At 72.7% G+C, this 16,191-nt stretch carries 15 protein-coding genes; 8 read left to right on the top strand and 7 right to left on the bottom strand.

Annotated elements, in window-relative coordinates; translation table 11 throughout:
- Positions 1 to 144: 144 nt before the first annotated feature.
- From ABD340_RS13435 to ABD340_RS13420, 4 genes are read right to left on the bottom strand one after another with little or no spacing between them, the layout of a single operon-like run.
- The gene (locus ABD340_RS13435) at positions 145 to 969 is read right to left on the bottom strand and encodes a methyltransferase domain-containing protein (protein WP_344589221.1); all 825 of its coding nucleotides are present in this window, start codon (positions 967 to 969) and stop codon (positions 145 to 147) included.
- On the bottom strand, positions 966 to 2,072 hold the full coding sequence (locus ABD340_RS13430; protein ID WP_344589219.1) for a glycosyltransferase family 4 protein: 1,107 nt from the start codon (positions 2,070 to 2,072) through the stop codon (positions 966 to 968). The genes ABD340_RS13435 and ABD340_RS13430 overlap by 4 nt, the downstream gene beginning before the upstream one ends.
- The gene (locus tag ABD340_RS13425) at positions 2,060 to 2,458 is read right to left on the bottom strand and encodes a 6-pyruvoyl trahydropterin synthase family protein (protein WP_344589217.1); all 399 of its coding nucleotides are present in this window, start codon (positions 2,456 to 2,458) and stop codon (positions 2,060 to 2,062) included. Before ABD340_RS13425 ends, ABD340_RS13430 begins: the two co-directional genes overlap by 13 nt.
- 10 nt (positions 2,459 to 2,468) lie before the next feature.
- The gene (locus ABD340_RS13420) at positions 2,469 to 3,455 is read right to left on the bottom strand and encodes a zinc-dependent alcohol dehydrogenase (protein ID WP_344589216.1); all 987 of its coding nucleotides are present in this window, start codon (positions 3,453 to 3,455) and stop codon (positions 2,469 to 2,471) included.
- Between the two features lie 75 nt (positions 3,456 to 3,530).
- Here ABD340_RS13420 and ABD340_RS13415 point away from each other — a divergent pair, with 75 nt between their 5' ends.
- A complete protein-coding gene (locus ABD340_RS13415) occupies positions 3,531 to 4,184 on the top strand; it encodes a CDP-alcohol phosphatidyltransferase family protein (RefSeq protein ID WP_344589611.1) in 654 nt (217 codons plus the stop codon).
- Between the two features lie 23 nt (positions 4,185 to 4,207).
- On the opposite strand, the gene ABD340_RS13410 is transcribed toward ABD340_RS13415, so the two are convergent.
- Positions 4,208 to 4,861: a GTP cyclohydrolase II gene (locus ABD340_RS13410; RefSeq protein WP_344589214.1), complete on the bottom strand. Its 654-nt coding sequence runs from the start codon at positions 4,859 to 4,861 to the stop codon at positions 4,208 to 4,210.
- A gap of 266 nt (positions 4,862 to 5,127) precedes the next feature.
- Between ABD340_RS13410 and ABD340_RS13405 the strand changes: the two genes are divergently transcribed.
- From ABD340_RS13405 to ABD340_RS13375, 7 genes are all read left to right on the top strand, one after another.
- Positions 5,128 to 6,429 (top strand): ABC transporter substrate-binding protein, encoded by a 1,302-nt coding sequence (locus tag ABD340_RS13405; RefSeq protein WP_344589213.1) that lies wholly within the window; start codon positions 5,128 to 5,130, stop codon positions 6,427 to 6,429.
- Positions 6,430 to 6,580: 151 nt separating this feature from the next.
- Complete coding sequence (locus tag ABD340_RS13400) at positions 6,581 to 8,257, top strand: glycoside hydrolase family 13 protein (RefSeq protein ID WP_344589212.1); 1,677 nt, start codon at positions 6,581 to 6,583, stop codon at positions 8,255 to 8,257.
- A 404-nt stretch (positions 8,258 to 8,661) separates the two neighbouring features.
- Positions 8,662 to 9,981 carry an extracellular solute-binding protein gene (locus tag ABD340_RS13395; protein ID WP_344589211.1) on the top strand — a complete coding sequence of 440 codons (1,320 nt, stop codon included), beginning with the start codon at positions 8,662 to 8,664 and terminating at the stop codon, positions 9,979 to 9,981.
- Between the two features lie 84 nt (positions 9,982 to 10,065).
- Positions 10,066 to 11,055: a carbohydrate ABC transporter permease gene (locus tag ABD340_RS13390; RefSeq protein WP_344589209.1), complete on the top strand. Its 990-nt coding sequence runs from the start codon at positions 10,066 to 10,068 to the stop codon at positions 11,053 to 11,055.
- Entirely contained in the window at positions 11,052 to 11,960 is a 909-nt protein-coding gene (locus ABD340_RS13385) for a carbohydrate ABC transporter permease (RefSeq protein WP_344589207.1), read from the top strand. The genes ABD340_RS13390 and ABD340_RS13385 overlap by 4 nt, the downstream gene beginning before the upstream one ends.
- Before the next feature lie 23 nt (positions 11,961 to 11,983).
- On the top strand, positions 11,984 to 13,393 hold the full coding sequence (locus tag ABD340_RS13380; protein WP_344589610.1) for a GH1 family beta-glucosidase: 1,410 nt from the start codon (positions 11,984 to 11,986) through the stop codon (positions 13,391 to 13,393).
- A 57-nt stretch (positions 13,394 to 13,450) separates the two neighbouring features.
- Positions 13,451 to 14,461 carry a LacI family DNA-binding transcriptional regulator gene (locus tag ABD340_RS13375; protein ID WP_344589205.1) on the top strand — a complete coding sequence of 337 codons (1,011 nt, stop codon included), beginning with the start codon at positions 13,451 to 13,453 and terminating at the stop codon, positions 14,459 to 14,461.
- An 11-nt stretch (positions 14,462 to 14,472) separates the two neighbouring features.
- Here ABD340_RS13375 and ABD340_RS13370 read toward each other — a convergent pair whose 3' ends face one another.
- Both ABD340_RS13370 and ABD340_RS13365 read right to left on the bottom strand, forming a co-directional pair.
- Positions 14,473 to 15,231 carry an SDR family NAD(P)-dependent oxidoreductase gene (locus ABD340_RS13370; RefSeq protein ID WP_344589202.1) on the bottom strand — a complete coding sequence of 253 codons (759 nt, stop codon included), beginning with the start codon at positions 15,229 to 15,231 and terminating at the stop codon, positions 14,473 to 14,475.
- Between the two features lie 39 nt (positions 15,232 to 15,270).
- Positions 15,271 to 16,188: a PaaX family transcriptional regulator gene (locus tag ABD340_RS13365; protein WP_344589201.1), complete on the bottom strand. Its 918-nt coding sequence runs from the start codon at positions 16,186 to 16,188 to the stop codon at positions 15,271 to 15,273.
- Positions 16,189 to 16,191: the final 3 nt, after the last annotated feature.

Genomic DNA, 16,191 nt, shown 5'->3' with positions numbered 1-16,191 from the left:
CATACGTCCTCCCCGTTGTGGGGCCGGCCCCCACACCCCCCGGCCGAACCCGGTCCCCACGCCCTGCTCGATCACACGACCTCCTTGCGAGGGACGACCCCCCGCACCGTTCAGCACAAGCCAACGCCCACGTCACCGCGCCCGTCATGACGCCGCACCGCCCGGCGCGGGGAGCGCCAGCAGGTCGCGATGGTGGACGACCGCACGCAACTCCCCGGCCGCGCAGGCGTCGAGGCGCCGGCGCAGGTAGTCCTCGGCGGGCAGGTCGGGCCGTTGCTCGTGCGCGGCGGCGACCCACCCGCGCAGCCACTCGGCCACGAGCGCGGACTGCGCCCGACCCAGACGCCAGGGACTGACACTTGTACGGACGGCGGCGCCGCGGCGTTCGAACGCCTCGGCGGCGGCCGTGACGGCGTCCGGTCCGAGGAGGAGGCGGCCGTCCACCGAGCGGCGCTGGTGGGCGTTGAAGGCGGCGGTGAACGCGCCGTCCCACGGGTCGTAGGGAAGCAGCTTGACCCGTCCGATCACGCTGAGGGTCAGCAGCGCGGGGCAGCCGGCCTCGGTGATCGCCCCGGCGAGCCCGTCCACCTCGTCGAAGGTGAGCAGGTCGAGCAGCGCGGAGGCGGCGACCAGGGACGTGCCGGCCAGGTCTGCGGCGGTCAGCCGGGTGATGTCGCCCGTGCGGGTCTCGGCCGGGACGCCCGGCATGCCCGCCAGGGCCCGCTCGAGCAGCTCGGGGTCGCGGTCGTGCAGGATCCAGCGCTGCGGGCCGGGCAGGCGCCCGGCGAGCCAGCGGGCCAGCGACCCCGTGCCGCAGCCGAGGTCGCGGACGACCAACTGCCCGGACGGTGCCCGGGCCAGGTGGGCGCGCAGCGGGACGAGCAGGTCCGCGGCCCGGGCCGCGGCGTCCGCGCCCTCGCGCAGGGCCAGCCAGTCGGGCGTGAAACGAACGGCGTCCGAGAGGTTCATCGGGGCTCCTCCCCGTGCAGGTCCGCCAGCGTCGCGGCGAGGCGGCGGACGGAGTCGTCCCAGGTGGGCAGGGTGCCGCGGCGGGCCAGGGCGGCGTTGCGGAGGCGGAGCCGCAGGTCCGGGTCGTCGAACCAGCGGCGCAGCGCAGCGGTGAGCGCCGGCACGTCGCCCGGCGGGACGAGCATGCCGGGGATCTCGCCGCCGGGCGCCCGGCCCAGCGTGCCCGGCACGCCGCCGACGGAGGTGGCCAGCACCGGGATGCCGCGCGCCAGCGACTCGGCCACGACCATCCCGTACGTCTCGGCCCGCGACGGCAGCACGACCAGGTCGGCGGCGTCGTACGCGGCTTCCAGCGCGGCCCCGGTCAGCGGCCCGGCCAGCCGCACCCGGCCGGTCAGGCCGTGCCGCTGGACGAGCCCGTTGATCCGGTCGGCGTGCCCGGGGTCGCGGCGCAGCGGCCCGGCGCAGGTGCATCCCCAGGGCCTCGCCGCGAGCGCCGCGAGCGCCTCGACGAGCAGGTCGTGGCCCTTGCGCGGGGTCAGCGACGCCACGCACAGCAGCCGCGTCCCGTCGCCGAAGGGCGCGACCGGCGCCGGATCGGTGCCCGGTTCGGCGACGTGCAGCCGCGCCGGGTCCAGGCCGTGGTGCTGGATCAGCCGGCGCGACGCCCACGGGCTGGTGGTGACGACGGCGGCGGCCGCGCGCAGCACCTCCCGCTCCCGCCCGTCCAGGTCGGACGGGCCGGCGTCGTCGGCCAGCGGCAGGTGCACCAGGACGGCCAGCCGCAGCCGCCGCGCCGCCGGCACGACGATCTCCGGGACACCGCACGCCACCAGGCCGTCCAGCAGCACCACCGCCCCGTCGGGCGCTTCGGCGAGGGCGCGGGCCAGCGCCGCGCGCCCCGCCTCGTGCGGCAACGGCCAGGGGCCGGGCACGGCGACCTCGCGCACCGGGCGGCCGGCGGCGAGCAGCTCGCAGACGCGCCGGTCGTAGACGTTGCCGCCGCTGGGCACGGACGGGTCGTCGACATCGCCGGGCAGCACGACATGAACCTCGCGGGACGTCCCGGTGCCGTCCCCGCGGGACGCCGTCACAGTTCGCATTCGTAGCTCGCCCACGCGATGTGCGACTCGTGCAGCGTGACCGTGAGCCCGGTCAGCCCGGCGGCGCCGGCGCCCAGCTCGCCGGCGCGGATCCGCTCCACCAGCCGGTCGGAGACGACCTTGGCCAGGTACTCGGTCGAGGTGTTCACCCCGGCGAAGGCCGGCTCGTCGTCGAGGTTGCGGTAGTTGAGCGCGGCGAGCACCTCGCCGAGCCGCTGGGTGGCCAGGCCGATGTCGACCACGATCCCGTCCGGGTCGAGTTCGGCCCGGCGGAACGTCGCGTCCACCAGGAACGTCGCGCCGTGCAGCCGCTGCGCCGGGCCGAAGACCTCGCCCCGGAAGCTGTGCGCGATCATGAAGTGGTCACGGACGGTGACGCTGAACAAGGACTTCCTCCTAGGCGGTGCGGTCGTAGACGATGCGGTGGCACAGCGCGGGCAGCTCGCCGGACGCCAGCCGCGGCATGACGCGGGGCAGCTCGGCGAAGCCGCTCTCGCCGGTGATCAGCGCGTCGAACGCGGGATCGGCGAGCAGCCGCAGCGCCAGCTCCATCCGGTCGGCGTGGGTGCGCCGCGCCCGGCGCGCCGGGGACACCGCGCCGACCTGGCTCGCCCGCACCGTCAGGCGGCGGGAGTGGAAGGACTCCCCCAGCGGCACGCGCACCGGCCGGTCCCCGTACCAGCTCAGCTCGATGACCTCGCCCTCCGGCGCCAGCAGTTCCAGCGAGCGGGCCAGCCCCTCCTCGGTGGCGCTGGCGTGCAGGACCAGGTCGCAGCCGCCGGCGGCGTCGTCCGGCGAGGCGAAACCGACGCCGAGCGCCGCGGCCACCGCGGCGCGGGCCGGGTCGGCGTCCACCAGCTGCACCCGAGCGCCGCGGAGCCCGGCGAGCACGGCCGCGACCGCGCAGCCGACCATCCCGCCGCCGACGACGGCGATCCGGTCGCCGACCAGCGGCGCCGCGTCCCACACGGCGTTCACCGCGGTCTCGACGGTGCCGGCCAGGATCGCGCGGCCGGGCGGGACCTCGTCCGGCACCGGCGTGACCGCGGCGGCCGGGACCACGTACCGGGTCTGGTGCGGGTAGAGGCAGAAGACGGCCCGGCCGAGCAGCTCCGGGGGGCCCTCCTCGACCACTCCCACGTTGAGGTAGCCGTACTTGACCGGGCCGGGGAAGTCGCCGTCCTGGAACGGCGCCCGCATCGTCTCGCGCTGGCTCGGCGGCACGCCGCCGCCGAAGACGAGCGACTCGGTGCCCCTGCTCACGCCAGAGTAGAGCGTGCGGACCAGCACCTCGTCCGGTCCGGCGTCGGCCAGTTCGACGGCATTGATCTCACCGAGGCCGGGCTTACGTACCCAGAAGGCAAGTGCAGCCGTACGTTCCATCGTCGTCCCTCCCGGACGGCCGGTTCCCATCGAGTACGGCACCCGGTGAACCCGAAAGGACGACGACCCGACGTGATGATCTCTCTGCTGGCCTGGGCGGCCGGAGCGTTGTACGCGGTAACGCTCTGGGCGATCCTTCACAGTTGCAGGCGCGGTCCGTTCGGACCGGCCGACCGGGTCACGCTGGCCCGAGCCGTCCTGACCGGCGTCGTGACGGCGCTGGTCGTGGACGGCTCGGCGGTCGCGGCGCTGACCGCGACCGCCGCGGTGGCGCTCGCCCTGGACTGGGTCGACGGGCAGGTCGCACGCCGCACCGGAACGGTCTCCTCCTTCGGCGCGCGCTTCGACATGGAGACCGACGCCTTCCTGGTACTGGTGCTGAGCGTCCACGTCGCCACGTCCCTCGGCTGGTGGGTGCCGCTGATCGGCGCGATGCGGTACGCGTTCGTCGCCGCGTCCTGGTCGCTGCCGTGGCTGCGCGGGTCGCTGCCGCCGAGCTTCGCCCGCAAGACCGTGGCGGCGATCCAGGGGATCGTCCTCGCGGCCGCCGGGTCCGGTGCCATCGCCCGCCCGGTCGCGGCCGCCGCGGTGGCGGCCGCGCTGGGCGCGCTGCTGTGGTCGTTCGGGCGCGACGTCCGTTGGCTGTGGCACGACGCCCGCGACGCCCGCGACGGCGACGCGCGCGGCACGGTCGCCGAGGAGCTGCCCGAGAAGGTCCCGGCGTCCTGAGGATGAGGCGCCCGCCCGGGCGCTCACCCGCTCGCCTCGCCGAGCCGGGCGCCCGGGAAGGCGTCCAGCTGCGGCAGGTCGTGGCCTAGCCGGTCGCGCTTGGCGGTGAGGTAGGCGAGGTTGTCGTCGCTGGCGTTCACCAGCAGCGGCACCCGCGCGGCGACCTCGATCCCGCACGCCTCCAATGCGCCGACCTTGTCCGGGTTGTTGGTCATCAGCCGCACCGGGCCGACGCCGAGGTGCTTCAGCACCCGCGCGGCCGGGCCGTAGTCGCGGACGTCGATCGGCAGGCCCAGCGCGGTCGCCGAGTCGACCGTGTCCAGGCCCTGCTCGTCCTGCAGGATGTGGGTGCGCACCTTGGCGACCAGGCCGATCCCGCGCCCCTCGTGGCCGCGCAGGTACACCAGGACGCCGGCGCCCTCCCGGACGATCGCGTCCAGCGACGCCCCGAGCTGGTCGCCGCATTCGCAGCGGGTCGCCGCGAAGATGTCTCCCGTCATGCATTCCGAATGCACGCGCACCAGGACGCCGTCGCGCGCTCTCGGTTCGCCCCTCACCAGGGCCATGTGTTCGTTGCCGTCCAGTGGATCGCGGAACGCGACGGCTCTGAAGGTGCCCCTCCGGGTCACCAGGTCCGCTTCCGCGATGTCGTCGTAGCCAATGGCGTGGTCGCGCATCTTCCCCCTTGTCACCGTGTCGGTACCTCATCCCCCAGTACGTAACGGTCCGCCCCTAGGGTTGCGCTGAATCACACCAAATTACGCTCCGCGAGACGCGTCCCCATGTTCGCCCCGGCACCTGCCAGGGCCGGCGTTCACCGGGCCGGCCAGGGCAATAACGGTCCGGCCTCGATCCGGCGGAAAATTTCCGCAAAAGATCACCGGCCGGCAAGGGCGTTGCTACGTTCCGGGCACACCAGACGCCCATCTCGAGGAGCACTCCTATGCGGCCGACCCCCCTGGCCTGCGCGTTCGCCGGACTCGCGCTCACCCTGGCCGCGTGCGGAGGCGACGGCGGCGAGGACGGGGGCGACGCCGCCGGCGCCGGGCTCACCGGCCGCGGTCCGATCACCCTGGCGACCGTCAAGGACCGCTCCGGCACCTTGCAGGAGCTGGTCGACGCCTGGAACCGGGCGCGCCCGAAGGAGCAGGCCCGGATCATCGAACTGCCGGACAAGCCCGGCGACCAGCGCCGGCGGATGGTCCAGAACGCCAACGCCAAGTCCGGCGCGTACACGATCCTCAGCCTGGACGTGGTGTGGACGGCCGAGTTCGCCGCCAACCGCTGGCTCGTCCAGCTGCCCAAGGGACCGGACGGACTCGACACCACCAAGCTGCTGCCCGCGACCGTCACCACCGGCGAGTACCGCGGCCGCCTGTACGCGATGCCGATGACCTCCGCCGCCGGCCTCCTCTACTACCGCACCGACCTGCTGCAGAAGGCCGGCATCGGCGCCCCGCCGAAGACGTGGCGGGAGATGTGGGCGGCCTGCGACAAGGTCAAGAAGCGGCCCGAAGGCAAGGGCGTGGACTGCTTCCTCACCGAGGTCGGCAAGACCGAGGGCCTGACCGTCTCCGCCGCCGAGGCGATCGGCAGCGCGGGCGGGTCCATCGTCGGCGCCGACGGGACCCCGACCGTGAACACCCCGCAGGCCAAGGCCGGGCTGGACTTCCTGGTGAAGGCGGTCAAGGACGGCCGGATGCCCAGGGCCGCGCTGACCCTGGACGGCGAGGGCGGCCGCCGCCACTTCCAGGCCGGCAAGGCGCTGTTCCACCGGCAGTGGCCGTACCAGTACGACCTGGCCGCCAAGACGGACGGCTCGTCCAAGGTGGCGGGCAGGTTCGCCGTCGCGCCGATCCCCGGCCCGAAAGGCCCCGGCGCCGCCCGCCTCGGCGGCCGCAACTACGCGATCTCCGCCTTCGCCGAGAACAAGGCGACCGCGCTGGACTTCATCAAGTACATGGCCGACGGCGCGCAGCAGAAGGCCGGCTCGCTGGCCACCTCGCAGGCCCCGACCGTCGCGGCGCTCTACGACGACCCCGACCTGCTGGAGAAGTATCCTTTCCTGCCGACGCTGAAGACGGCGATCGAGAACGCCGGGCCGCGCCCGTCAGCGGCGAAGTACGGCGGCGTGACATCGGCGATCCAGGGTGCGGTGCACGGCGCGCTGAGCGGCAAGACCTCCAGCGGCGCGGCCCTCACCGGCCTGCAGGCCAAGCTGGGACGGCTCACGGCCGCCCGGTGAGGCGCGGTGGTGCTGGTTTTCCAGCGCCGGATCGTGGCGGGTCTCACCACCCGTGGGGTGAAGCAGCCGCCGGAGCCCGCGCAAGACTGGACACCGGGTCCCGCAAAGCCCACAGGCCCCTCAGCGGCACGCACTCTTCAGGCAGGACACCATGACGCAGAACACCACCGACACCACGCCCGCTTCCCAGGGTCCGCGCGAGCCGCGGGCCCGGTGGTGGCGAGACGCGGTCATCTACCAGGTGTACGTCCGCAGCTTCGCCGACTCCGACGGCGACGGCATCGGCGACCTGGCCGGGGTGCGCGCCCGGCTGCCCCATCTGGCGGGGCTGGGCGTGGACGCGGTGTGGCTGACCCCGTTCTACACCTCGCCGATGGCGGACTTCGGCTACGACGTCGCCGACTACCGCGACGTGGACCCGATCTTCGGGACGCTGGAGGACGCCCGCGCGCTGGTCCGGGAGGCGCACGGGCTCGGGCTGCGGATCATCGTGGACGTCGTCCCCAACCACAGCTCCGACCGGCACGCCTGGTTCCAGGCGGCGCTGGAGGCGGCGCCGGGCGGCCCCGAGCGGGCCCGGTACGTCTTCCGCGACGGCCGCGGCGAGGACGGCGCGCAGCCGCCCAACGACTGGGAGTCGGTCTTCGGCGGTCCGGCCTGGACCCGGCTGCCGGACGGCCAGTGGTACCTGCACCTGTTCGCCCCCGAGCAGCCGGACCTGAACTGGGAGAACCCCGAGGTCCGCGCCGAGTTCGAGGACGTGCTGCGGTTCTGGCTCGACCTGGGCGTGGACGGCTTCCGGGTGGACGTGGCGCACGGCATGGTCAAGGCCGCCGGCCTGCCCGACGTCGGCTCCGCCGAACAGGTGGGGATGCTGGGGCGTACCGTGCTGCCGTACTTCGACCAGGACGGCGTCCACGAGATCCACCGCTCGTGGCGGCGCCTCCTGGACTCCTACGACGGCGAGCGGATCGCGGTGGCGGAGGCGTGGGCGCCGACGCCCGAGCGGCTGTCGCTGTACGTGCGCCCGGACGAGCTGCACCAGGCGTTCAACTTCCACTACCTGACCGTGGACTGGGACGCGCGCGCCAAGCGGGAGGTGATCGACGACTCGCTCCGCACCAGCGGGCAGGTGGGCGCCCCCACCACCTGGGTGCTGTCCAACCACGACGTCAAGCGGCACGTCACCCGGTACGGCGACGGCGAGGTGGGCCTGCGCCGGGCGCGCGCGGCGGCGCTGCTCATGCTGGCGCTGCCCGGCTCGGCCTACATCTACCAGGGCGAGGAGCTGGGCCTGTCGGAGGTCCTGGACCTGCCGGAGGAGTTCCTGCGGGACCCGCAGCGCGCCCGCGATCCCGAGTCGGGGCGGGACGGCTGCCGGGTGCCGCTCCCCTGGTCCGGCGACGAGCCGCCGTTCGGGTTCGGACCGGGCGGGACGAGCTGGCTGCCGATGCCGCCGCACTGGGCCGCGCTCACGGTGGAGCGGCAGTCCGGCGATCCCGAGTCGATGCTGTCGCTGTACCGTGCGGCGCTGCGGATCCGGCGCGAGCACCCGGCGCTCGGCGACGGCACGCTGCGCTGGCTGGTCGGCCCGCCCGGGACACTGGTGTTCTCCCGCGAGGCCGGCCCCGACCAGCCCGGGGCGGAGGGCCGCCGGATCACCTGCGCGGTGAACGTGAGCGACCGTACCGTCCGGATCCCCGCCTACGGGCGGGCGCTGCTGGCCTCCGGCCCGATCCGGCCGGACGGCGAGTGCCTCGTCCTCCCACCCGACACCACCGTTTGGTACGAAGTCACGGACCCGGACGCACGGAACGGGGCCGAGTAAGTTCACGGGCGCGCCTGGCCTGTCTCGGCCAACGCTCGTGCGGGTTTGAGGTGGAGGGGCGCCCTCGCGCACCCCGCGTACGCGAGGGCGCCCCTCCTCCCTGGGGAGGGCGGTCCGGCGCGTCGGGGGAGGTACGGCCCGTCGCGCCGGGCGCCTTGGTCCGGTTCACATGGTCATGGGAGCGCTCCCATATCAGAGCTTCGCGTGTCCCCCCACCTCGTGTCAACACCTCGCCGACCGGTCCGATAACGGTTGTGTTGCGGAGCATTGACAAGGACATGACGTCCCGGCTTCGCTTCGTGGGAGCGCTCCCACAGCGGCGCCGCCCGGCCGGTTCGGCGTCCGCGACAGCACCTATCTCCACACCCATCCCATCTACCCGGCACGACCTGAGAGGGGTCGGAATGAGGGTCACCAAGCGAGGCGGACGCAGGACCGCTGCCCGGACCGCGATCGCCGCGCTGCTGGCCGGTGTGCTCGCCACCGCCTCCGCCTGCGGCGGCGGGGACGACGACGGCGGCGGCTCCGGGCCGGTCAAGCTGACCGTCGACGTGTTCGGCGAGTTCGGTTACGAGCAGCTCTACAAGCAGTACGAGCAGTCGCACCCCAACGTGAAGATCAGCCAGCGGAAGGTCTCCACGCTGGACGACTACAAGCCGCGGTTGCAGCAGTGGATCGCCACCAACAGCGGGGCCGGGGACGTGGTCGCGCTGGAGGAGGGCATCCTGCCCACCTACATGCAGCAGCGCGGCAAGTTCGTGAACCTCTTCGATCACGGCGGCCGCGCGCTGCAGCAGAACTTCCTGCCCTGGAAGTGGCAGATGGGGCTGAGCCCCGACGGCAAGCAGCTGGTCGGGCTCGGCAGCGACATCGGGCCGCTGGCCATGTGCTACCGCAAGGACCTGTTCAAGAAGGCGGGCCTGGCCACCGAGCGGGACGAGGTCGGCAAGCTCTGGCCGACCTGGGACGCGTTCCTGTCGACCGGGCAGAAGTTCCAGGACAAGGTGCCCGGCACCAAGTGGCTGGACGGGCCGACCGCGATCCTGCGCGCCACCGTGCTGCAGAACGCCGGCGCGGGCCCCGGCTACAGCTTCTTCGACAAGAACGACAACCTCGTCTTCGACACCAACCCCGCGGTGAAGCAGGCCTTCGACACCTCGCTGAAGTTCGCGCAGGCGAAGATGACCGCCGACATGGCGATCTTCACCCCGCCGTGGCAGACCGCCCTCAAGCGCGACACTTTCGCGACCATCCCGTGCCCGTCCTGGATGCTCGGCGGCATCGAGGAGTTCTCCGCCGGCTTCGGCAAGGGCAAGTGGGACGTGGCGTCGGTGCCCGGCGGCGGTGGCTACTGGGGCGGTTCGTGGCTGGCGGTGCCCAAGCAGTCCAAGAACCAGAAGGAGGCCGCCGAGCTGGCCAAGTTCCTGACCTCGGCGCAGGGCCAGGTCGGGGCGTACAAGGACAAGAACACCTTCCCGTCCTCGCCGCAGGCCGCGCAGGACCCGGCGGTCGCCGGGGCCACCAGCGCCTACTTCAGCAACGCGCCGACCGGCAAGCTCTTCGGTCAGATGGCCGCGCAGGTCAAGCCGGTGCATCTGGGGCCGAAGAACGAGGACGTCCGGCAGGCCGTGGAGAACATCCTGATCGCGGTCGGCCAGGGCAAGGTCAAGCCCGAGGAGGCCTGGTCGCAGGCGGTCGACGCGGCCAAGAAGGCCGCCAGGTAACCCGCCCGCCGACGCCGGATCCGTGGTGCGCCCGCCGCCCGGCGAGCGCGCCGCGGTCCGGCGCGAAACCTCGGAAGGAGGCGCATGAGCGTCTCTGTGCGTCCCGCCACCGGGGCCGCCGCTCCGCCCCCCGCTCCCGGGGGCGAGCCCCGCCGCGGCTGGCGGGCCCGGCTGGCCAGGATGGACCTGCGGGCCTCGCCCTACCTGTTCATCTCGCCGTTCTACCTCGTCTTCATCCTCTTCGGATTCTTCCCGCTGCTCTACACGCTGTGGGTGTCGCTGCACGAGTGGGGGCTGGCCTCCGGCACCCGCGAGTGGGCGGGCCTGGAGAACTACGAGTACCTGCTGACCGACTCCGACTTCTGGCACGCGACCGTCAACACCCTGGGCATCTTCGTCGTGGCGACGATCCCGCAGCTGCTGATCGCGCTGTTCATCGCCAACACGCTGGCCCGGCGGATGCGGGCGAGCACGCTGTTCCGGATCGGGATGGTGGCGCCGCTGGTCACCTCCACCGCCGCCGTCGCGATCGTGTTCACGCAGATGTTCGACCGCGACTTCGGGATGGTCAACTGGGCGCTCGGCCTGGTCGGCGCCGGCGACATCGACTGGCAGGCCGGCCGGGGCTGGTCGTGGCTGGCGATCGCGGTGATGGTGGACTGGCGGTGGACCGGCTACAACGCGCTGATCTACCTGGCCGCGATGCAGGCCATCCCCAAGGACCTGTACGAGGCGGCGGCGATCGACGGCGCGTCCCGGATCCGGCAGTTCTGGCAGATCACGGTGCCGATGCTGCAGCCGACGATCATCTTCACCGTCATCATCGCCACGATCGGCGGGCTCCAGCTGTTCACCGAGCCGGTGCTGTTCAGCGCCGGCGGCGGCATCACCAACCGGATGGACGGCGGCTCGCTGCACCAGTTCCAGACGATCACGATGTACATGTACGACAACGCCTTCACCGACGACCGCTACGGCTACGGCGCGACGGTGGCCTGGGCGCTGTTCCTGTTGATCATCGTGTTCTCCCTGCTCAACTTCCTGTTCGTGCGGCGCACGGGAGGCACCCGATGACCACGCTGAGCACGCCCCTGGCCGACGGCCGGGACCCGAAGCCCGGGAGGCGCGGGCCGTCCGCGCCCGGCCGGTTCCGCGGGCTCTGGGAGGCCAGCCCGCTGACCTACGTGACGCTGGTCGTGGCGGTGGCGCTGTCGATCTTCCCGATCTACTGGATGATCGTGGTGGCGACCCGGACCAACGAGGTGGTGGCGGACGTGCCGCCGCCCATGCTGCCGGGCGGCAACCTCGGCGACAACGTGGGGCGGCTGTTCGACAACCCGGACGCCTACTTCGCCCAGGGCCTGCTGAACTCGGCGATCGTCGCGAGCGTGGTGACGGTGTCGACGGTGTTCTTCGCCTCGCTGGCCGGGTTCGCGTTCGCCAAGCTGCGCTTCCGCGGCAAGAACGCGCTGCTCCTGACGATCATCGCGACCATGATGATCCCGGTCCAGATGGGCATCATCCCGCTCTACATGATCATGGTGGAGCTGGGCTGGCAGAACCAGTTGCAGGCGGTCATCGTCCCGTTCCTGGTCACCGGGTTCGGGGTGTTCATGATGCGGCAGTACGCCCAGCAGGCGGTGCCGGACGAGCTGATCGAGGCCGCCCGCGTGGACGGCTGCACCACCTTCGGCATCTACTGGCGGGTCGTGCTGCCGGCGCTGCGGCCGGCGGCGGGCGTGCTGGGGCTGTTCACGTTCATGCAGACCTGGAACGAGTTCATGTGGCCGCTGGCGGTGCTGAACCCCGAGAACCCGACCGTGCAGCTGTCCATCAACAACCTGGCCAACGCCCATTTCAAGGACTACACGCTCATGTTCGCCGGGACGACGGTGGCGATCCTGCCGCTCCTGGTCGTGTTCATCGTGTTCGGCCGCCAGATCATCGGCGGAATCATGGAAGGTGCGATCAAGGCGTGACCTCCGTACAGCACAGCGACAGCATGCCCCCCGCCGCGGCCGTGGCGTTCCCGACCGGGTTCCGCTGGGGGGCCTCCACCGCGGCGTACCAGATCGAGGGCGCGGCACGCGAGGACGGGCGCGGGCCTTCGGTCTGGGACACCTTCTGCCGCACGCCGGGCAAGGTGCTGGGCGGCGACACCGGCGACGTCGCCGTCGACCACTACCACCGGTTCCGCGACGACGTGGCGCTGATGTCCGGGCTCGGGCTGGGCGCCTACCGCTTCTCGATCTCCTGGTCGCGGGTCCAGCCGGACGGCGCCGGGCGGCCGAACCAGGCCGGGCTGGACTTCTACCGGCGGCTGGTGGACGCCCTGCTGGAGGCGGGCATCGAGCCCTGGCCGACCCTCTACCACTGGGATCTGCCGCAGGCGCTGGAGGACGCGGGCGGCTGGCCGGAGCGCGACACCGCGTACCGGTTCGCCGACTACGCCGGCCACGTGCACGCGGCGCTGGGCGACCGGGTGCGGCAGTGGATGACGATCAACGAGCCGTGGTGCGCGGCCTTCCTCGGCTACGCCTCGGGGGAGCACGCGCCCGGCCGCCGGGAGCCGGCCGCGGCGCTGCGGGCCGGGCACCACCTGATGCTGGGGCACGGCACGGCGGTGCAGGCGATGCGCGCCCGGCACCCCGACCACCGGATCGGCGCGGCGGTCAACCTGTACGCGGTCTCCCCGGCGAGCGGGGCGGACCGGGACCTGGACGCGGCGCGCCGCGTCGACGGGATGCAGAACCGGTTCTTCCTCGACCCGCTGCTGCGCGGCAAGTACCCGGCGGACGTGCTCACCGACCTGGAGGAGCTCGGTTTCGACGGGTGCGTGCTGGACGGCGACCTGGCCGCCATCAACCAGCGCGTCGACCAGCTCGGCGTCAACTACTACTCGCGGTTCACGGTGACCGGCGACACCGCGGTGACCGGGCAGGCGGTGTCGTCGCCGTTCTCGACGCATTCGCCCTGGGTGGGCAGCGAGTTCGTGAGGTTCGTGGACGGCGGCCGCCCGGTCACCGGGATGGGCTGGGAGATCGACGAGTCCGGCCTGTACGAGGTGCTGACCCGGCTGCACCGCGACTACCCGCCGGTGGACCTCTACATCACCGAGAACGGCGCGGGCTACGACGAGACCCTCAACGGCGAGGGGACGGTGCACGACGACGGCCGGATCGCCTACATCGACGCGCATCTGCGGGCCTCGCACGCCGCGATCGCCGAAGGCGTCCCCCTGCGTGGCTATTTCACCTGGTCGCTGCTGGATAATTTCGAGTGGTCATGGGGGTACTCCAAGCGCTTCGGGCTCGTCCACGTGGACTACGCCACCCAGCGCCGGGTGCCCAAGGACAGCGCGCGCTGGTACGCGGGCGTGATCCGGGCGGGTGGATTGCCGGATCACCGCTGAACGCGGGCGGCGGGCGCGGCGGAAGGGGCGGGAAAGGGCGATGGGCAGGCGAAGGTGGTGAGGCGCGCCTCGGCGCGTCCCACGCTGGAGGAGGTGGCGGCCCGGGCCGGGGTCGGCCGGGGCACCGTCTCGCGGGTGATCAACGGCTCGCCGCGCGTGAGCGAGGAGGCCCGGGAGGCGGTGCTGGCGGCGATCGACGAGCTGGGCTACGTGCCCAACCGGGCGGCCAGGACGCTGGTGACCCGGCGCACCGACACGGTGGCGCTGGTGGTGGCAGAGTCCGAGCAGCGGGTGTTCGACGAGCCGTTCTTCGCGGGGATCATCCGCGGGATCAGCCGGGAGCTGAACGACACCGGGCTGCAGCTGCTGCTCGCCCTGGCCCGCTCCCCCGAGGAGTACGCGCGGCTGGGGAACTACTTGACCGGGCAGCACGTGGACGGGGTGCTGCTGACCTCGCTGCACGGCGACGACCCGCTGCCGGCCAAGCTTGAGGCGGGCGGGGTGCCGACGGTGCTGGGCGGCCGGCCGCTGGGGCTGTCGCCGGTGTCGTACGTGGACGTCGACAACCGGCACGGGGCTCGGGAGGCCGTGGAGCATCTGCTGCGCGGCGGGCGGCGGCGGATCGCGACGATCGCGGGCCCGCAGGACATGGGCGTCGGCGTCGACCGGCTCGCCGGGTACCGGGACGCGCTGGCCGGGGCCGGGCTTCCCGAGCTGGTGGTGTACGGCGACTTCAGCGAGGCCAGCGGGGTCGCGGCGGCGGCGGAGCTGCTGGAGCGCGACCCCGAGCTGGACGCGCTGTTCGCCGCCGACGACCCGATGGCGCTGGGCGCGATGCGGGTGCTGAAGAAGCACGGGCGGCGGATCCCGGAGGACGTCGCGGTGATCGGGTTCGAGGACTCGGCCAGCGCGCCGATCGCCGATCCGCCGCTGACGACCGTCCACCAGTCGGTGGAGGAGATGGGGCGGCGGATGGCCCGGCTGCTGATCTCCCGGATCCAGGGCGTCGCGCTGGCCGATCCGGTCGTGATCCTGCAACCGCATCTGGTGGTGCGCGAGAGCGCCTGACCGGCCGGCGGTCAGCGGGCGACGTAGCCGCCGTCCACGGGGAGCGCCGTGCCCGTGACGAACGACGATTCGTCGCAGGCCAGGAAGAGTGCGGCGGCGGCCAGCTCGGACGGCAGCCCCCACCGGTCCATCGGCTGCGGCGGCGGCTTCCTGTCCGGAGGCGGCGCCGGGTTCTCCTCGGAGGCGCCGGCGAGGCCGGTCCAGGTCATGCCGGGGCAGATGGCGTTGACCCGCACGCCGCGGTCGGCGTAGTCGAGCGCCGCGCACTTGGTCATCTGGACGACGCCGCCCTTGGCCGCGGCGTACACCGAGTGCCCCTTCCAGCCCACGAGGGCAGCGGAGGAGGCGGTGTTGACCACGGAGCCGCCGCCGGTGCGCAGCATGGCCTCGATCCCGTACTTCATGCCGAGGAACACGCCTTTGAGGTTCACCGCGACGACGTCGTCGAAAGTGCTCTCGTCCTGTTCGACGATGGGCTTGCGGGGGCCGCCGAAGCCGGCGTTGTTGCACAGCACGTCGAGCCGTCCGAAGTGCCGTTCGGCGGTGCCGATCATGGCCCGCACATCGGCCGCGACGGACACGTCGGCGTGCACCGCGACGGCCGCGTCCCCGATCTCGGCGGCGATCGCGTCCTGCTCCCCGCTGCGGTCGGCGCAGACGACCTTCGCGCCCTGCTCGGCGAACAGGACCGCCATGGACCTGCCCATCCCCGAGCCCGCTCCGGTGATGACCGCTACCTTGCCGGCCAGCCGGCCGTTGCTGTGCGCCATGCCGTTCATCCCTATCTGTTCATCTCAACGTGCGCTTCGCTACGTCTTCGACGGCGGTGTGCTGGTCGTGGTGCGGTGGCTCGCCTTCGCCACGAGCGCGGGGGCGTGTTTGGCGAGGATCTGGCGGACGCGGGCCTCGGCGAGCGGCCCCAGGCCGTCGTAGATCCGCGCGAAGACGCGCTGCGCCCGGCGCCCGGGCCAGCCGGGCGGGAGCAGGCTCGCGGGCAGTTCGGGGTCCATGCTCACCAGCTCGCGCCAGGCGTCCTTGACGTTGGTCCGGGCCACGAGCGCCTCGGCCGTTCCGACCAGGCCGTGCTCGACGCGGTCGAGCAGCGGCTCGAACTCGGCGATGAACTCCTCGTAGCTCGCGTGGATCGCGGCGACGTCCCATGCCGTGAGCGGGTCGCCGCGGTTGACCGCGTACGTCACCTTGGAGCGCAGCACCGTCGCGTTCCCCACGTCGACGCTCTCGAAGAGCTCGACGGTCTGGTCGTGGTCGGCGTGCGGCGACACCCAGACGCCGTCGTACAGCGGGGCGTACCCGAGCCACCGCAGCCGCGTCTTGACGACGTACCGCAGGTCGCGCTGGTCGTCGGGGACGGAGAACATGACGGTCGTCCACGAGCCGTCCCACGCCCGGTCCTCGGTGCCGAACTCCACGACGCGCCGCTGGATCCGTTCCAGCACCCGGTCCGCGGTCGGCGCCAGCCGGTAGAACGTCCGGCGGCCCTCCCTGGTCGACTCCAGGACGTTCCGCCGCGCGAGGCGGGCGATCGCGGAGCGGGCGCTGGCCGGCGTGTTGTCGAACTCGGTGAGGAGTTCGACCAGTACCGCGGAGGGCAGGTGCCCCTCGGCCTCGAACCAGTAGTCGGTGAAGAGACCGAGGACGAGGTGCTGCGGGTTCGACCCGGCCTGGACCCGCGGCAGGTCGACGTCGATCTGAATGTGAGCTTCCATCAC

The sequence above is a fragment of the Actinomadura vinacea genome (assembly GCF_039532545.1).
GTDB lineage: Bacteria > Actinomycetota > Actinomycetes > Streptosporangiales > Streptosporangiaceae > Spirillospora > Spirillospora vinacea.
Note: the sequence above shows the minus strand (reverse complement) of the source record. Positions and strands in the feature narration are given on the sequence as shown.

Bases quoted from the DNA above. Each gene is read 5' to 3' on its own strand.
- ABD340_RS13400 (WP_344589212.1), top strand. From the start codon at position 6,581: ATGACGCAGAACACCACCGACACCACGCCCGCTTCCCAGGGTCCGCGC.
- ABD340_RS13380 (WP_344589610.1), top strand. From the start codon at position 11,984: ATGCCCCCCGCCGCGGCCGTGGCGTTCCCGACCGGGTTCCGCTGGGGG.
- ABD340_RS13395 (WP_344589211.1), top strand. From the start codon at position 8,662: ATGAGGGTCACCAAGCGAGGCGGACGCAGGACCGCTGCCCGGACCGCG.
- ABD340_RS13365 (WP_344589201.1), bottom strand. From the start codon at position 16,188: ATGGAAGCTCACATTCAGATCGACGTCGACCTGCCGCGGGTCCAGGCC.
- ABD340_RS13435 (WP_344589221.1), bottom strand. From the start codon at position 969: ATGAACCTCTCGGACGCCGTTCGTTTCACGCCCGACTGGCTGGCCCTG.
- ABD340_RS13410 (WP_344589214.1), bottom strand. From the start codon at position 4,861: ATGCGCGACCACGCCATTGGCTACGACGACATCGCGGAAGCGGACCTG.
- ABD340_RS13430 (WP_344589219.1), bottom strand. From the start codon at position 2,072: ATGCGAACTGTGACGGCGTCCCGCGGGGACGGCACCGGGACGTCCCGC.
- ABD340_RS13370 (WP_344589202.1), bottom strand. From the start codon at position 15,231: ATGGCGCACAGCAACGGCCGGCTGGCCGGCAAGGTAGCGGTCATCACC.
- ABD340_RS13405 (WP_344589213.1), top strand. From the start codon at position 5,128: ATGCGGCCGACCCCCCTGGCCTGCGCGTTCGCCGGACTCGCGCTCACC.
- ABD340_RS13390 (WP_344589209.1), top strand. From the start codon at position 10,066: ATGAGCGTCTCTGTGCGTCCCGCCACCGGGGCCGCCGCTCCGCCCCCC.
- ABD340_RS13385 (WP_344589207.1), top strand. From the start codon at position 11,052: ATGACCACGCTGAGCACGCCCCTGGCCGACGGCCGGGACCCGAAGCCC.
- ABD340_RS13420 (WP_344589216.1), bottom strand. From the start codon at position 3,455: ATGGAACGTACGGCTGCACTTGCCTTCTGGGTACGTAAGCCCGGCCTC.
- ABD340_RS13415 (WP_344589611.1), top strand. From the start codon at position 3,531: ATGATCTCTCTGCTGGCCTGGGCGGCCGGAGCGTTGTACGCGGTAACG.